The organism is Paeniglutamicibacter sp. Y32M11 (assembly GCF_019285735.1).
Lineage (GTDB): Bacteria > Actinomycetota > Actinomycetes > Actinomycetales > Micrococcaceae > Paeniglutamicibacter.
In genome coordinates this window covers 3,663,424-3,678,740 of sequence record NZ_CP079107.1, presented here as the reverse complement: position 1 = coordinate 3,678,740, position 15,317 = coordinate 3,663,424, and the positions used below count along the sequence as shown (strand labels likewise).

Here is a 15,317-nt window from a genome sequence, read left to right as displayed (position 1 = left end):
AAAGCAACTAAGGATCATGCTCACCTATTTGCGTAAACGGATTATCTCCTCCGCACTGCCGCTGGTGGTTGTGGTGGTGGGTGTCTTCGCCCTGGCCCGGATGACCGGTAACCCGGCAAGCCTCTACCTACCACTGAACGCCACCGACGCCATGCGCGCGGACTTCATTGCCAAGAATGGCTTGGACCAGCCGGTCCTGGTGCAGATGGCCGACTACTTCGGTGGTCTGCTGCGATTGGACTTTGGAACCTCACTGCGAACCGGGGAGGATGCCGCGGCCATGGCGCTGCGCGCCTTCCCGGCCACGCTGCAACTAGCGGCAACAACCATGGTGATCGCCATCATTCTGGCGATCATCGTGGGCTCCGCCGCCGCGCTGAAGCCCAACGGGCTGCTAGACCGCCTGGCGTCCTTCGTCTCGATGGCAGCAGCCTCCATTCCAGACTTCTGGTTGGCCATCGTGGGTATCTGGGTCTTTGCCATCTACCTGGGCTGGCTGCCCACCTCCGGGGTCATGGGCGCAGCAGCCTGGGTGTTGCCGGTGGCCACACTGCTCATGAGGCCCTTCGGGGCACTGGTGCAAGTGATCCGCGGAGCCATGGTCACCTCGCTCTCCGAGCCCTACATCAAGCTCGCCCGCTCCAAGGGCGCCTCCGAGTACCGCGTGGTCACCGCCCACGCACTGCGTAACGCCGCGGCGCCGGCACTGACAGTGGCCGGAGACCTAACTGTCGGGTTGGTCAACGGGGCGGTGGTGGTCGAGACGATCTTCGGCTGGCCAGGCATTGGCAAGCTGATGATCGACTCGATTCTGCAACGTGACTTCGCCGTCCTACAGGCGTGTGTGTTGATCACGGCCATCGCCATCTTCATCCTGAACATCCTGATTGATCTGGGTTACGCGCTGCTTGACCCGCGGGTTCGTCCCACCGCCGGGGCTAGGGGTAAGCGCAAGGCGCGAACTATCACCTCCACTACCGAGCCAACCACGCCGAGTGAGCCCACCGTCCCTGCCGTCACCGGCGCGAACGCCTAGGAAAGATCATGACACAGACATTAAACGCGCCCACCGGGCAGCAACGTGCGCCGAAGCCGTCCAAGGTGCGTCTGGGCGGGCCGAGCATGTTCCGGATGCTGCTGCGCGATAAATTCGCAACAATCGGCGCCCTGATCCTGGCCGTGGTCATTTTGGTGGCGCTGATCGGTCCCACCCTGATGGGCGAGCTGGCCACCAAGCAAAACCTGATGTTCATGAACAAGGCACCCTTTGATCCAGCCAACGGTTGGGCCTACATTCTGGGCTCCGACTCCCTGGGCCGCTCGATGCTCGCGCGGCTGATCGTCGCCACACGCACCACCTTGATGGTCGCCGTTCCAGCGGTGTTGGTGGCTCTGCTCGTCGGTTCGCTCTGGGGAGTCTGGGCCGGATATCACCGGGGGCGACGCGAAAACATCTCGATGCGCATCGCCGACATCATCATGTCCTTCCCCTCGCTGCTGCTGGCGGTGGTGGTGCTGTACGTTTTCAGCCCCTCGGTCGCCAACATCGTGCTGATCCTGGCGCTGACGCGTATCCCGATTTATATGCGTACCGCCCGCGCCGAATCCGCCGAACTGCAGTCCCGTACCTTCGTGGACGCGGCGCGCACCTTCGGCACCAAGCCCAACTCGATCATCGCGATGCACGTGATTCCGGTGGTCACCCCGACGCTGCTGACCCTGGCCACCCTGGAATTCTGCTACGTGATGCTGGCCGAATCCTCACTCTCCTTCCTGGGCATTGGCATCCAGCCACCGGATGTGAGTTGGGGGTTGATGGTGGCCCAGGGACGCCAATACCTGCAGACCGCCTGGTGGCTCTCGATCCTGCCCGGCGCCGCCATCGTGATCACCGCGATTGCCGCGAACCTTTTGGCCGCGTGGCTGCGCATCGCCACCGATCCGGCCCAGCGTTGGCGCCTGACCCTCGAAAAGCCTGCTCGTAAGGCTCTGAAGTCCCTGTCCAAGGAGGCAAAGTGATGATGGAACTACTTGATCCCCAAAGATCGACCGAAAAAACCCTGACCACGGTGCTGGCGGTGACGGGTCTCGATGTGGACATCCGCACCCCCACCGGCACGGTGCGGGTGGTCAACAAGGTCAGCTTCACCGCCTACCAAGGCCAGACGCTGGCACTGCTGGGCGAATCCGGTTGCGGTAAGTCCATGACCGCCAAGGCCATTGCCGGTCTGCTTGACCCGGTGGCCTCGGTGGCCGGGGGCGTCGTGGCGCTGGAGGGTAAGGACCTGAACACCATGGGTGCGCGGGCACGCCGGGCCGTGGCAGGGCCGTCGTTGGGTATCGTCTTTCAGGACGCGCTGACGGCCCTGAACCCCGTATATACGGTGGGGACACAATTGGGTGAGGCCTTTAGGATCCACCGCGGGATGAACAAAAAGCAGGCGCGACTTCAGGCCATCGAGCTGATGCGCCGGGTCGGCATCCCGGAACCCGAGGTTCGCGCCTCGGCCTACCCCCACCAGTTCTCCGGCGGTATGCGTCAACGTATTCTCATCGCGATGGCCGTGGCGCTGAGCCCGCGGCTACTGATCGCCGATGAACCCACCACCGCACTGGATGTCACGGTGCAGGCGCAGATCATGGCGCTGTTGCGCCGGCTGCGCGAGGAAGAGAACATGGCGGTTGTGCTGATCACGCACGACCTGGCCGTGGTGGCCGAGGAAGCCGACGACGTGGCCGTCATGTATGCCGGCAATGTGGTGGAACGCGGGCCGGTGGCCACGGTGTTCTCCGCCCCCACCCATCCCTATACCAAGGGCCTGCTCGAATCCGTGCCCACCCATGCGGTGCGCGGGGACGAACTGTCATCGATTCCCGGCAGCCCGCCGGAACTCAAAAACATCCCCGCCGGTTGCGTCTACCAAGACCGTTGCCCGATGGTCGCGGCGATCTGCCGCGAAACGCGTCCCGAGCTGCGCCAGACGGGTGAGAATCAGTTCTCCGCCTGCCACTTCTCCGATGTGTTGGTCACCCAGGCGGGGAACCCAACGAATGATCATTCAATAACCTCTCCACAGCATGAGGAAAACCAATGAGCACCCACACCATGGCGAACCCGGGGAAAAACGTCCTCGAGGTTCAGGATCTCTCCAAGTCCTTCACCGTCTCGGCCGGTTCCGGCGGATCACGCAAGCTCAAGGCCCTGGATGGGATTTCCCTGTCCGTGGGCAAGGGGGAGACCCTGGGCCTGGTGGGGGAGTCGGGCTGTGGCAAATCCACGCTGGCCCGCACGCTGATGATGCTTGAGACCCCCGATTCGGGCTCGGTGCGCTTTGACGGGGCCGACCCGTTTGCCTTCAAGGGCAAGGAGCTACTGGCCTGGCGCCGGCGGGTGCAGATGGTTTTCCAAGACCCGTTCGCCTCGTTGAACGCGCGGATGAGTGCCGGTCAAATCATTTCCGAGCCCTTTGCCACGCATAAGGATCTGTACCGCGGATCCGCGGCGCGTTCCAAGCGGCTGAATGAGTTGCTGGATCTGGTGGGGTTGCGCAGCACCGATGCGTATAAGACCCCGCAGGAGTTCTCCGGCGGCCAGCGCCAGCGCATCGGCATTGCCCGGGCGCTGGCGCTGGGTCCGGATCTGTTGATCCTGGATGAGCCGGTGTCCGCGTTGGATCTCTCGGTGCAGGCGCAGGTTCTGAACCTGCTTAACGAGCTGCAGCAGCAGCTGGGTGTCAGCTACATCTTCATCTCCCACGACCTGTCGGTGGTGCGCCACGTGACGGACCGGGTAGCGGTGATGTACCTGGGACGAATCATCGAAACCGGTGTGACCGAGGATGTTTTTGATCGGCCGTTGCACCCGTATACCGCCGCGCTGATGTCTGCCTCGCCGAAGTTGGATTCGGCCATGCGCCCCGCGAAGCGGATTGTGCTGAAAGGCGAGTTGCCCTCACCTCTGGATCCGCCCAGCGGGTGCAGGTTCCGTACGCGTTGCTGGAAGGCCCAAGACATTTGCGCCTCGCGCCGGCCCGAGGCCACGGGGCTGGGTGCGGACGGCCGGATCTCCCTGGGTTTGCCCACCATCGGTCCCGCCGAGCGCGCGCACATGGCCGAATGTCATTTTCCGGTCTCCAGCCCGGCCGAGGCCGGGTTGGTGCCGGCCTGAGACAAGGTGTGGCGCGGCTTTAGGGCCCCGCCGGTTCGGCTGCCCCGCTCTGGGTATTAGCCAGCAGTTCGCGGGTGCGTCGCTGAGCATCGGAGTCGCGAATTTCCAATCGATCCACCAGCTCGGAGAGCGCCTGAATTTCGGCAACATAGGCGGCATTCAAACGCTGGGCCAGCGGTCGGGCAGCCAGATCATCGGCCGTCCGCCAGGCCACGGCCAGGGAACGCTCAAAGATGCGCTGGTCGGCCTCGGTACTGCTGGCCGCGGGGCCGGTGCCGAGCACCAGCACCGTATTAAGCCGGGATTCGTCCAAGCCCAGGGCCAGTGCGTCCAGCTTGCGACGTAGCTGGCGCAGTAGCTTTCCGCCGCGTCCAAAGCGACCGAGCTTCATAGAGATGGTGCCGCCAAAGATGAGGATCTGGATGAGCGTTGTCGCACCGAGGGCGAAGGCCAGGCTGAGCAACCAGAACAGGAGTGTGGAATTCACATCGGTTTCCACAATTCCATTTCGCTGCAGCCCGCGAGCCAACGACTCGATGGTCGTGGCCATCGCAGGTTCATCAAAACTGGAGAGCGAGTAGCTGCCGTATTCCCAAGCACCTCGGGATAGTTTGCTGTGGTCCCCGGAAGCGGGGGTGCTACTGAGCCAGGTGGGGGTGGTGACGGTTCCGTTGTCAAAAAGGTACACCGGGACGAGGTACTGGTTGGGGTTCAGCTCCTGGGTAGTGGCATTGATCAGCTCGGGGAACTCTGCCTTGAGTCGCCACAGCGAATCAACAAGCACCGACGGATCAAGATCTTCATCCGGAGCGCCGCTCAGCGGGTCAAAGCTTCCCACGGTATCGAGGTAGTCCTCGGCATCGCGTACCGCAAGCGTGATGTCAACATCGTGGCTAAATCCGTCCTGCAGGTAACCGCGGAGCTGATCTTCATCGAGGGTTCCGCTGGGGTCATCAACGGTGAGCGAGTGCACCGGCAGGCTCCCGGTCAGATCCCAACCGGGGCGCTCGGTGATCTTTTCTTCCGTGACACCCCCGAAGATCAGCGCGCTGATTCCTATGACAATCCCCACCGTGATCCACATGGCCCGGGGCGGCGCCTGGAGATTCCAGGTACTCCAGCGATGCCGGGCACGCGGTACCTCGGCGGTTTCCGTGGAGCCGGGCAGTGGACCGAACAGTGCCCGTGCCGCGGCGTTGGCATCGTCTAAGACGTAGAGGACTTGCTTGGTTCCACCCGCTGCGAGACCCAAGCTCATTCGAAGCGCAGCCGTATCATCTCGACCACGGGAGGCTCCGCGCACCCGAGCGCGACGATCATGGCGCAGGGCGTTATATACGGAGTGGGCGGTACGTTCGAGCTTTTTCTCGGCCTTGGCCCAGGTCTTGAGTCCGGCGGTGGATTCCCCTTCCCGCGCCCCGGCTGCCAGGAATTCTTCGACGGCCTGCTCGAGTGTCGTGACGTGCTTGGGCGATATTGCGCCCTGCGGGGCAGCGTGTAGCCGGGCAAGTAATTCACGGGCGGCCAAGAGTGTTGGCGCGGCTAGCCTGTCCAGAACCCGCGCTCCGCCGGCGAGCTCGGCGAGTACGGATCCCGCACCCATCAGGGCATCGGACGAAGTCACCAAGGCATGCGCCTTGGCCTCGAAGGTAGCCACGAGTTCGGCGGTTTTCGGTGAAAGTGATGTCGAGGAGTCGTAGACGGCGTTGATTACCGCTTGTTCGGTCTTGGCCAGCGACAATGAATCGTCGCGAATTTGTGTCCAGGACTCGGTGAATCCGGCGGTCCGCTTCGCCTGGTCCGTTCCGAGGTAAGTGACTTCCAACGCCTCTAATTCCAGCACCACGCCCGCCAGTTGGCGCTGCGCGGCGGTGAGTCGACGGAAGATCAGCTCACGACGGCGGCGACGGCGCAGTGAGAAGGCGAATGCGAGCACCGTGAGCAGCAATCCGGTGGCCGTGCCGGCCACCCAGAATTCGGGAGACCTGATGCGCCCGCCATCCAAGACATCCGCGGCTCGTTGGGCGGCAGCGGCAACGGCCAACGGACCGTGACCCAGCCCGACATTGTCGAGATAGGCGTTAGAAATGGCGTATCGGTCCGAGAGGTTCTCGTCTTTATTCGGCTGCGCGGGATAGATGCCCGTGCCGGTAAAGCGCTGTTCCTTTTCGGTTTCGAAGGTATCGCTGTCGATAAGCGTGGTCAGGATGACGTCGGCTCCGGGATCCGTCCGACCTTGGAGTTCGTCGTAGCTCAGGGCCCGATCCGTCACTCGAATCGTGAGGGGCTCCCACGCCAGGATCGGCTCGGTGATCACTGCATCGAGCGTTTCTTGGGAGATGTTGTAGGGGTTCTGCCCCTCGATCATGATCTGCACCGGCGCCGCGGGCTCGGCGGTGACGGCATTGAATCCGACACCGGCAAAAATGCTGGTGCCAAGGCCAAGCACCACGGCTACCCAAGGAAAGCCGAATCGCGGTTTGTTACGGGCTCGGATCAGTGGGACGTCAGCGGTATCGGAAGTTTGGTTCGGGGCCACAAAACATGATTCTAATGCTTCTGGACTAATCTAGTCCCACGTATGTCGTTGTACTTAAGTGCACGCGTGATCCCTCCACGGAGTTTGCGTCCATGGCGCTATTGCTCGGGAATCATCGGGCGATGCGGGTGCGCCTGGCTTTTAGCAGGCAAACGGCCAGATCCCAACCCCGAAGGGGAAGATCTGGCCGTCGAGATAGTGCTTCTTCTACTTGCCAACCTTAGAGAATAGCGCGCGGACAGCCGCTTGCACGCCGGTACTCAGCGTCGGTTCGATGACCGGGGCGAAGAAGGGCGAGTGGTTGGCCGGCGGGTGGCCAGCGGCCAGGGTTTCGGCGGAGTTGCCACCGAAGAACCAGAACACACTGGGCACATCGATCGCCGCGGCCAATGCACCGAAGTCCTCGCTGCCCATCACCGGGGAGCCGGGCAGCACCCGCTCCTCGCCGAACTCGGCACGGAATTCCTCGGTGAGCTTCTCGGTCTCCGTCGGGTCATTAAACAGCGGCGGGAAGTTGGAGATGTCCTCGATCAGCGGCTCCGGAGCCCCCGAAGCCTCGGCCTCGGCGCCAATGATGCGACGGATCGAGGAGAGCACGATCTCGCGCACCTCGGTATCAAAGGTGCGCACATTGATCGTGAACACCGCGCGGTCCGGGATGACGTTTTCCTTCAGTCCGGCGTGGAAAGACCCGATGGTCACCACGGCGGCGGACTGCGGAGCCACCTGGCGCGAGACGATGGTCTGCAAGCGCAAGACCATGGAGGCGCCGAGCACGATCGGATCGATGGAGTGCTCGGGCATGGAGCCATGCGAACCCTGCCCGAAGACCGTGACCTTAAACGAGTCGGCGGTGGTCATCGCCGCGCCGGCCAGCAACGTCACGGTGCCGCTCAGTCCGTTCATCACGTGCTGACCGAACATGATCTCCGGTTTCGGAGCCTTGTCCCACAAGCCGTCCTCAACCATGGCGCGGGCACCTGCGGCGGTTTCTTCACCGGGCTGGAGCACAAAGACGATGGTCCCGGCCCAGTCGTCCTTGGCGCCGGCGTAAAGCTCGGCGGTCTTCAACGCTGTGGCCATATGGGTGTCGTGACCACAGGCATGCATCGTGGGGACCTCGGTGCCATCATCTAGGACGCCGGTGGCGGTGCTGGCGTAGTCCAGGCCAGTGTCCTCGAGGACCGGCAGCCCGTCGGTGTCCGCACGCATGCCGATGACCGGGCCCTCGCCGTTGCGCAGCACGCCCACCACGCCGGTTCCACCACAACGGAACACCTCGAGCCCCAGCTCTTCAAGGCGCTTGGCTAGGTAATCAGCGGTCTTGTGTTCCTGCATCGACAGCTCGGGATTCGCGTGCAGATACTTGTAGGTTTCGCGCATTTCCGCTGCCGAGTCGGTGCTCAGGCTCAGGGACTTCGGAATGGTGGTGTTGGTCATGGGGTGCTATTTCCTTAGCTTTTCGGTGGCGGTGGCACCGAGGGGTGCCACCGCCTATTTATGCCATGTTGCTGTGTAGCTAGGCGCTGTGGGGCGCCGGCTCACGCGGAGCGGTTAGTAGACCGGGCCCTCGGGGAGGGCATCAGATTCCACGTTTTCCGTGGCACCCAGGGTCTTGCGATCACGTAAGACCCAGGCGAGCACCGCGGTGGCGATCACTGCCACTGCAGTGGCAAATAGATTCATCCCGGGAATCAGCGGAACCAACACGAAGATCACGATCAGGGAGACAGTCAGTGCGATGATCGCCGAGCGTGGGGCCTTCTGGCTCACAATGGCCTGTACGATCACGGCGCCCAGAACGGTGGGCAGGATGTAGAACTGAACGGTCTGCACGATGTCGGTCGGGATCACGCTGACCAGCCAGGTGCCCAGCAGTCCCACGAAGACGAACAGCGAGGTCAGGTGGACGGCTGCGGCACCGCAGATGGCGGCGACCGCGGCAAGTTCACCCTTGCGGGTACCGGGCTTCACTCCGATGGTCGCCTGCGCGATCATGGCCGCGGGCAGCAGCTTGTTGGAGATATTGCCGATCATAAACGCCTGGTACATCGAGGACGCGCCAAGGATCGGGAAGTAGGTCAGCGGCTCCACAATCCAGATGACGCCGAAGACCGCGGCCAGCGCCGCGAAGGCCGCCAGAACCGAGGCGACTTCAATGTCCAACCCCGAAAAGAAGACCAAGTAGGCCGGGGCGGCCAAGGAAAGGATCAGGCCGATGATCATGGTGATCCGGCCCCAGCGGGAGGTGGTTTTGTCGAAGGCGCCTAGCGCCTCGTGCATTTCTGTTGCTTTGCTCATCATGTGCTCCTGGAAGTCTCGGCGGCGCTAAAGGCGGGTTGCGGCGTAGGTGATGGCCAGGGCGAGAATGATGGCGATACCCAGAGCCCATTCCTTGATCCACGGCTTGTTCACGCGTTTGGCGATGACCATCAGGATCGTCATGATCCCCGCGGAGGATAGGAAGGCGACCACATGTATCCATGACTTGGGCAGTTCTGCGATGCCCAACACCATGAATGCGGCAATCATTGCCGCACCGGGGACCACCAGCATGATGGCGGGGTTGACCTTACGCAGCGCCGAATCGCCACGCTTGAGCAGCGGAGTCAGGATGAGTGTGGCGATCATCCACATGGCTCCGCCCAGGCTCATCGCGGCCAGGGCCAGGCCGAAGACGGCCTGGGTATAGGTGGGGCCGCCGAGCTCGGCACCCGCGGTTTTTGCGGCGATGGCAGCGGCGGCCGTTTCGTAGGAGACCGACCCGATCAATCCGATGCGCACCAGCACCGCGGGGGTGCCGAAGATCGTCAACAGGGCGACGGCGACCATGACCACGGCCAGTGAGGGTCCCAGCGCCGAGATAGCACCGGCGCGGAAACTGGTCTTGATTTCATCCTGCGTCATGCCGATGTGGGGTGCGGCAGTCTTGGCTGCCTTCATGTAAATAACGCTCTGGACTATGATGACCAGAAAAACGCCAATGGCACAGGCCCAGAGGACCGGTGAGTTGGCGATAGCGAGGATATCTGTGGAGTTGGAATCCGCCGCGGCGGGCAACAAGGCCGGGATATTCATGGGAAAATTTCTACCGTTCATCGAGGGAATCAAGTAGGGGAGCGAGGACCTTGGGTGATGCCGGTCGCTACCGTGCCCGCTCTGTTCCTGAACCTGAAAGATAAACCGCTGCCTAGGGGCAACGGCGTGCTTCGTCGGTGAGCCGCATAAAACGACTGCTCTCCAGAGTTTCCTTGCGCAGCTGTCCTTGGTACCTGAGAGATTGCGGGTGCTTGCCCCTTCGGTGCCCGATTGATGTTCGAGGCTCTCCAGCTGCGCGTGATCGGAAGACTATTTAGTTTTTTCCGGTGGCTCCGTGGCCACTCGTTTCTCACGATATATGACACAGATTACAAGCGCATTACCAAACCAAGATTATGTCTTCCGACCGAACGGTCGTGAATCTGTATTTCTGATGCGGAGCGTGGTGCCTTATATGGACTGTGGGCCGAGTGTGCCTAGTCCGGACGGACCACCGAGAGACAGAAGGGGTGCCCTGCCGGGTCCAGCAACACGAGCCATTGCTCCGGGGAAGCCTGATGATCGGCCTTCGAAGCACCGAGAGCGAGGGCGGCGGCGCTCGCCGATTCCAGATCGTTAACGGCGATGTCCAGGTGGAGTTGCTGTCGCTGAGGTCCTTCGGGCCACGAAGGCGGCACAAAGCTAGCTACTCGCATCACCGTCAGCATCGGCCCCGCACCGGCCAACGCGATCACACCACGATCCGGGGTGGCAAAGACTTCTTGAAGCCCCAAAAGTTGCGAGTAAAACCTCGCCAATTCGTCGGTGTCTAGGCAGTCTATGGAGATGGACGCAAGGGTTCCCACTGGTTCGCTCATGGCTCTAACACTAGGGTGGCACACCGACACTCGGTCTGGAGGTTGGCAGTGAGGCGATCGTGCTTTGACACCACGGCGTGATGGTGATTACTATGAAATCGATTCCATGGAATCGATTTCATAGATAAGCAAAGGGGCTTATTCGTTATGAATGCCGTCACCATCAAAGACGTCGCATTGGCCGCGGGGGTATCGCCTGCGACAGCTTCGCGCGTGCTCTCCGGGAATCCGGCGACCTCCCCAGCGGCACGCAGCCGAGTTGAGGCAGCGGCAAAGGAACTTCACTTCCTGCCCAACGCGCAGGCTCGTTCCTTGCGCTCCACCAAGACCGACTCCATCGCACTGCTGATCTCCGACGTGCGAAACCCCTACTTCTCGGATCTCGCCCACGCCGTTGAACAACATGCGCGCGCGGCCGGCCTGATGACGTTTATGGGCAACGCGAATGAATCCACCGAACAGCAAGATGAATTCTTGGCCACGGTGCTCTCGCGCCGCGTTGACGGAATGATCGTTGTTCCCCAAGGTCTAAGCGAGCAAGACGGAAACGCCACCGAGATGCTGCGCCGGGTGGTGGACTCCGGCATTCCGATGGTCTTTGTTGACAGGACGCTGACCGATATCCAGGTACCACGCGTCATCGCACGCAGCCGCGAAGCGCTTGAAGAAGCCATCGCCGCGCTAAAGTCCCACGGCCATGAGCGCATCGCCTTTATCGGCGGACCCAAACATGCCTCCACCGCCATGGAACGCCATCAGGCCTTCGACGCGGCCATTGCCGCCAACGGTCTTTTGACGGCGCCCGAGCTGCACTTTGCCGGTGACTTCCGCTTCGCCTCCGGTGCGCAGGGCGCTCGCTGGTTCCTAGAGAACCCGCTGGCCCCCACCGCGGTGATCATCGCCGACGCTCCCATGGCCATCGGAGCACTCTCCGTCTGGCGCGAAGGTGGATTGAACATCGGGACGGATTTCTCGGTGGTCGCCTTCGACGAGGTTGACGCGCTGCTGCTGCATCATCCACCCATTGCCACCATCTCTCATGACCTCGAATTGATGGGCCGCGCAGCGGTCCAGGCACTGCTCGCCGTCATGAAGAACGAGTCGGTTGCGCCAATTGAACTCCTCAGTACCTTCACCACCCGGCCCTCGGTGGGCCCCGCCCCGGACAAAGATGTCCACTCGGAAGGAATGCCACGCGCATGAGCAAGAACCCCCTACTGGTCCTGGAGAAGGTCTGTAAGTCCTTCGGTGCCATCCAGGTCATCAACGAGGTCACCGTCGAGGTGCACGCCGGAAAGGTCTCGGTATTGCTCGGCGAAAACGGCGCCGGCAAGTCCACCCTGATCAAGATGATCGCCGGGGTTCACCCGCCGGATTCCGGCCGCATCCTGCTGGACGGTGAAGAAGTAAGTATCACCGACACCAAGTCCTCCGAGGCACTGGGCATTGCCACCATCCACCAGGAACTCAACCTGGTGCCCTCCATGACCATTGCCGAGAACATCACCCTCGGCCGGGTACCGCGCCGCTTTGGCATCATCAACCGCCGCGAAATGCGTGCCATTGCGCGTGCCGCCCTTGACCGCTTGGATCTCGATCTCCACGTGGACACGCTGGTGGGGGAGCTGGGTCTGGCGCAGCAGCAGCTGGTGGAAATCGCCAAGGCCCTGTCCCTGGATGCACGTGTGCTGATCCTCGATGAGCCGACGGCGGCGTTGACCAACTCCGAGATCAGCCAGCTCTTCTCGGTGGTCAACCAGCTCAAGGCCAAGGGCGTTGGTATGGTCTTCATCAGCCACCACCTCGATGAAATCGCCGAAATCGGTGACTTCGTCAACGTGTTGCGCGATGGTCAGTTCATCGCCACGGTTCCGGCCGACACCCACGAGAACGAACTGGTTCGTTTGATGGTGGGACGCGAAATCGACGAGCAATTCCCCCGCGTGCGCACCGACGTCGCGGACACTGTCTTGCTCTCGGTCAAGGATCTGTCGGTTGGCATGCTCAGCAACATCAGCCTCGATGTCCGCCCCGGTGAGGTGGTGGCACTGGCCGGTCTGATGGGTGCCGGACGCACCGAACTGATCCGTGCCATCGCCGGAGCCGACGCCTATACCTCGGGATCCGTCACCGTTGCCGGTGCCCCACTGGCCGGCCACGACGTGGCCGCGGCAACTCGCGCCGGCATCGGGCACGTACCCGAGGACCGCAAGACGCAGGGTCTGGTGCTCGACGCCTCGGTGGCAGAGAACATCGGATACGCCACCATGGCCTCGAGCTCCAAGCTCGGTCTGGTGGACCGCAAGGGCCAGCGCAAGCGTGCCGAGGATATCGCCGCACGCCTGCGCATCCGGATGGGTTCGATTGATCAGCCCATTCGTTCGCTCTCCGGAGGCAATCAGCAAAAGGCAGTGTTCGGGCGCTGGTTCACCGCCGGATCCAAGGTCTTGCTGCTCGATGAACCCACCCGCGGCGTGGACGTTGGCGCGAAGGTAGAAATCTACGAGCTGATCAATGAGATCACCTCCTCCGGAGGCTGCGTACTGATGGCCTCCAGCGAATTGCCCGAAGTGCTGGGCATGTCAGATCGCGTACTGGTCATGAGCCAGGGCCGCATCACCGGCGAACTTCTCACCGCCGAAGCCACCCAGGACAAAATCATGGCCATGGCCGTGAGCAATGTGCACCGTGAAAACGAATCAGGAAACAACTAATGAGCAGCGTAGCCATCAAATCCAAGGGCTTTGACTTCAAGGCCTTCCTTGCCAACAACGGCGCCCTGGTGGGCCTGGTGATTCTCTGCCTGGCCCTGTTCATCGCCACCCCGCGCTTCCTGACCGCAGCGAACCTCGTGAACGTCGGCATCCAGGTCTCCACCATCGCCGTGATGGCCTTTGGTCTGACCTTCGTGATTGTTGCGGCCGGCATCGACCTGTCGGTGGGTTCCGTCGCGGCACTCTCGGCCATGGTCTCCTCCTATTGGGTGTCCACGGCCGAACTGCCCGGCGGACTGGCCATCGTGATCGGCCTTTTGGTGGGTGCCGCCTGCGGTTGGGTCACCGGCGCGATGAGTGCGTACGGCAAGCTGCCCACCTTCATTGCCTCACTGGCGATGCTGACCATCGTGCGCGGGCTGACCCTGGTCATCTCCGATGGTCGCCCGATTCCCACCGGCGATGCCGTCTCCTTCCTCGGCTCCGATGTGGGAGTCATTCCGGTGCCGATCATCGTGTTGGTGCTCTCGGCGATTGTTGCCGGCTTTGTGCTGAACTACACCGTCATCGGCAAAAACGCCTTCGCCGTGGGTGGCAATACCGAGGCGGCCCGTCTCTCCGGTATCCCGGTCAAGCGCGTACTGGTCACGGTGTTTGTCATCTCCGGCATCTTCTCGGCCCTTTCGGGCATGATCCTGGCCGGCCGCCTGGACTCGGCCCAGCCGACCCTGGCCTCCGGCTACGAGCTCGACGCCATTGCCGCGGTGGTCATCGGTGGGGCATCGCTCTCCGGCGGGGTCGGACGCATCTCCGGCACGCTGATTGGCGCACTGGTTCTTGCCGTCATCCGCAACGGCCTGAACCTGCTCTCGGTATCGGCCTTCTGGCAGCAGGTTGTTATTGGTCTGGTCATCGCGATCGCCGTGGGCTTTGATGTCTTCCGCCGCAAGAACGTCAAGCACTAAAAGTTTCGTTTCATCCACCTCGCTTCACCCCCCATCACGTTCAAAGGAGAACACCTCAGATGAAGAACATCGTTCGCAAAACCGCAGCACTTTCCGTGGGTCTGGCCCTCGTGTTGACCGCCACCGCCTGCAACCGTGGCGAGGCCTCGGCCGACGGTGGCAAGGTCACCATGGCCATCTCCACCCTGAATAACCCATTCTTCGTTGACCTACGTGACGGTGCCCAGGAAGAAGCCACCAAGGCCGGCATCGAGCTGACCATCGTGGATGCACAGAATGACTCCGCCACCCAGGCCAACCAGCTGGCCACCGCCGCCACCGATGGTTCGGTGGGCGTCATCATCAATGCCGTCGATTCCGACGCTGCCGTCGCAGCCTTGGCGCCGGTCACCGGTGCGGACTTACCGATTGTCTCGGTTGACCGCTCCGTGGGCGATGTTAAGGTTGCCTCGTTTGTTGCCAGTGACAATGTTGCAGGTGGCGAGCAGGCAGCCACCGCGCTGGCAGAAAAGCTGGGCGGCAAGGGCAAGATCATCGTTCTTGAGGGCGTCCCCGGCGCATCCTCGACCAACGAACGCGGCGAGGGTTTCACCAAGGGTCTGGCTGCCTTCCCGGACATCGAGGTCATCTCCTCGCAGCCGGCCAACTACGACCGCGCCAAGGCACTTGACGTGTCCACCAACCTGCTCCAGGGCAACCCGGATGTCGCTGGCGTGTTGGCCATGAACGACGAAATGGCACTCGGCGCCATCCAGGCCCTGGGCGACAAGGCCGGTAAGTCGGTCTCGGTGGTTGGCTTTGATGGCACCGCCGATGGCTTCACCGCCGTCACCAAGGGCACCCTGTTGGCCACCATCGCACAGAACCCCGCCGAGTTGGGCCGCCAGAGTGTGCAGATCATCTCCAAGTCGCTGGCCGGCAAGGACGTTGAGGCCACGGTTTCCGTCGCAGTGGACACCGTGTCCTCCAAGAACGTCGCCGAATTCACCAAGTAATACCCCGGTGCGGAGTCCTTGATAGCCAGGGGCTCCGCAC

13 protein-coding genes and 2 riboswitches are annotated in these 15,317 nt (G+C 62.3%); of the genes, 8 read left to right on the top strand and 5 right to left on the bottom strand.

The window, feature by feature from the left end:
- The first annotated feature begins 16 nt into the window (after positions 1–16).
- The 4 genes from KUF55_RS16340 to KUF55_RS16325 are packed head-to-tail and all read left to right on the top strand — an operon-like array spanning position 17 to position 4,168.
- Positions 17–1,036: an ABC transporter permease gene (locus KUF55_RS16340; RefSeq protein ID WP_168150707.1), complete on the top strand. Its 1,020-nt coding sequence runs from the start codon at positions 17–19 to the stop codon at positions 1,034–1,036.
- A gap of 8 nt (positions 1,037–1,044) precedes the next feature.
- On the top strand, positions 1,045–2,019 hold the full coding sequence (locus KUF55_RS16335; RefSeq protein WP_168150706.1) for an ABC transporter permease: 975 nt from the start codon (positions 1,045–1,047) through the stop codon (positions 2,017–2,019).
- The gene (locus tag KUF55_RS16330) at positions 2,019–3,095 is read left to right on the top strand and encodes an ABC transporter ATP-binding protein (RefSeq protein ID WP_218817308.1); all 1,077 of its coding nucleotides are present in this window, start codon (positions 2,019–2,021) and stop codon (positions 3,093–3,095) included. The genes KUF55_RS16335 and KUF55_RS16330 overlap by 1 nt, the downstream gene beginning before the upstream one ends.
- Entirely contained in the window at positions 3,092–4,168 is a 1,077-nt protein-coding gene (locus KUF55_RS16325) for an ABC transporter ATP-binding protein (RefSeq protein WP_218817307.1), read from the top strand. Before KUF55_RS16330 ends, KUF55_RS16325 begins: the two co-directional genes overlap by 4 nt.
- 19 nt (positions 4,169–4,187) lie before the next feature.
- Here the strand turns inward: KUF55_RS16325 and KUF55_RS16320 are convergent, their stop codons facing one another.
- The 5 genes from KUF55_RS16320 to KUF55_RS16300 all read right to left on the bottom strand — a co-directional run bounded on the left by KUF55_RS16320 (position 4,188) and on the right by KUF55_RS16300 (position 10,603).
- The gene (locus KUF55_RS16320; protein WP_218817306.1) at positions 4,188–6,707 is read right to left on the bottom strand and encodes a hypothetical protein; all 2,520 of its coding nucleotides are present in this window, start codon (positions 6,705–6,707) and stop codon (positions 4,188–4,190) included.
- A gap of 207 nt (positions 6,708–6,914) precedes the next feature.
- On the bottom strand, positions 6,915–8,147 hold the full coding sequence (locus KUF55_RS16315; protein WP_218817305.1) for an amidohydrolase: 1,233 nt from the start codon (positions 8,145–8,147) through the stop codon (positions 6,915–6,917).
- Between the two features lie 114 nt (positions 8,148–8,261).
- A complete protein-coding gene (locus KUF55_RS16310; protein WP_370630924.1) occupies positions 8,262–9,008 on the bottom strand; it encodes a hypothetical protein in 747 nt (248 codons plus the stop codon).
- 27 nt (positions 9,009–9,035) lie between these two features.
- Entirely contained in the window at positions 9,036–9,785 is a 750-nt protein-coding gene (locus KUF55_RS16305; RefSeq protein WP_218817304.1) for a DUF5058 family protein, read from the bottom strand.
- A gap of 79 nt (positions 9,786–9,864) precedes the next feature.
- A riboswitch (glycine riboswitch) is annotated at positions 9,865–9,953 on the bottom strand.
- A gap of 3 nt (positions 9,954–9,956) precedes the next feature.
- A riboswitch (glycine riboswitch) is annotated at positions 9,957–10,047 on the bottom strand.
- A 175-nt stretch (positions 10,048–10,222) separates the two neighbouring features.
- Positions 10,223–10,603 (bottom strand): VOC family protein, encoded by a 381-nt coding sequence (locus KUF55_RS16300; protein WP_255557119.1) that lies wholly within the window; start codon positions 10,601–10,603, stop codon positions 10,223–10,225.
- 147 nt (positions 10,604–10,750) lie between these two features.
- Between KUF55_RS16300 and KUF55_RS16295 the strand changes: the two genes are divergently transcribed.
- Genes KUF55_RS16295 through KUF55_RS16280 form a run of 4 tightly spaced genes read left to right on the top strand, consistent with a single transcriptional unit; the run spans position 10,751 to position 15,277 of the window.
- Entirely contained in the window at positions 10,751–11,806 is a 1,056-nt protein-coding gene (locus KUF55_RS16295) for a LacI family DNA-binding transcriptional regulator (RefSeq protein WP_218817303.1), read from the top strand.
- On the top strand, positions 11,803–13,317 hold the full coding sequence (locus KUF55_RS16290; RefSeq protein WP_218817302.1) for a sugar ABC transporter ATP-binding protein: 1,515 nt from the start codon (positions 11,803–11,805) through the stop codon (positions 13,315–13,317). The genes KUF55_RS16295 and KUF55_RS16290 overlap by 4 nt, the downstream gene beginning before the upstream one ends.
- Positions 13,317–14,282 (top strand): ABC transporter permease, encoded by a 966-nt coding sequence (locus KUF55_RS16285; protein ID WP_132360048.1) that lies wholly within the window; start codon positions 13,317–13,319, stop codon positions 14,280–14,282. The genes KUF55_RS16290 and KUF55_RS16285 overlap by 1 nt, the downstream gene beginning before the upstream one ends.
- Positions 14,283–14,341: 59 nt before the next feature.
- A complete protein-coding gene (locus tag KUF55_RS16280; protein WP_218817301.1) occupies positions 14,342–15,277 on the top strand; it encodes a substrate-binding domain-containing protein in 936 nt (311 codons plus the stop codon).
- Positions 15,278–15,317: the final 40 nt, after the last annotated feature.

Bases quoted from the DNA above. Each gene is read 5' to 3' on its own strand.
- KUF55_RS16340 (WP_168150707.1), top strand. From the start codon at position 17: ATGCTCACCTATTTGCGTAAACGGATTATCTCCTCCGCACTGCCGCTG.
- KUF55_RS16335 (WP_168150706.1), top strand. From the start codon at position 1,045: ATGACACAGACATTAAACGCGCCCACCGGGCAGCAACGTGCGCCGAAG.
- KUF55_RS16330 (WP_218817308.1), top strand. From the start codon at position 2,019: ATGATGGAACTACTTGATCCCCAAAGATCGACCGAAAAAACCCTGACC.
- KUF55_RS16325 (WP_218817307.1), top strand. From the start codon at position 3,092: ATGAGCACCCACACCATGGCGAACCCGGGGAAAAACGTCCTCGAGGTT.
- KUF55_RS16315 (WP_218817305.1), bottom strand. From the start codon at position 8,147: ATGACCAACACCACCATTCCGAAGTCCCTGAGCCTGAGCACCGACTCG.
- KUF55_RS16310 (WP_370630924.1), bottom strand. From the start codon at position 9,008: ATGAGCAAAGCAACAGAAATGCACGAGGCGCTAGGCGCCTTCGACAAA.
- KUF55_RS16305 (WP_218817304.1), bottom strand. From the start codon at position 9,785: ATGAATATCCCGGCCTTGTTGCCCGCCGCGGCGGATTCCAACTCCACA.
- KUF55_RS16300 (WP_255557119.1), bottom strand. From the start codon at position 10,603: ATGAGCGAACCAGTGGGAACCCTTGCGTCCATCTCCATAGACTGCCTA.
- KUF55_RS16295 (WP_218817303.1), top strand. From the start codon at position 10,751: ATGAATGCCGTCACCATCAAAGACGTCGCATTGGCCGCGGGGGTATCG.
- KUF55_RS16290 (WP_218817302.1), top strand. From the start codon at position 11,803: ATGAGCAAGAACCCCCTACTGGTCCTGGAGAAGGTCTGTAAGTCCTTC.
- KUF55_RS16285 (WP_132360048.1), top strand. From the start codon at position 13,317: ATGAGCAGCGTAGCCATCAAATCCAAGGGCTTTGACTTCAAGGCCTTC.
- KUF55_RS16280 (WP_218817301.1), top strand. From the start codon at position 14,342: ATGAAGAACATCGTTCGCAAAACCGCAGCACTTTCCGTGGGTCTGGCC.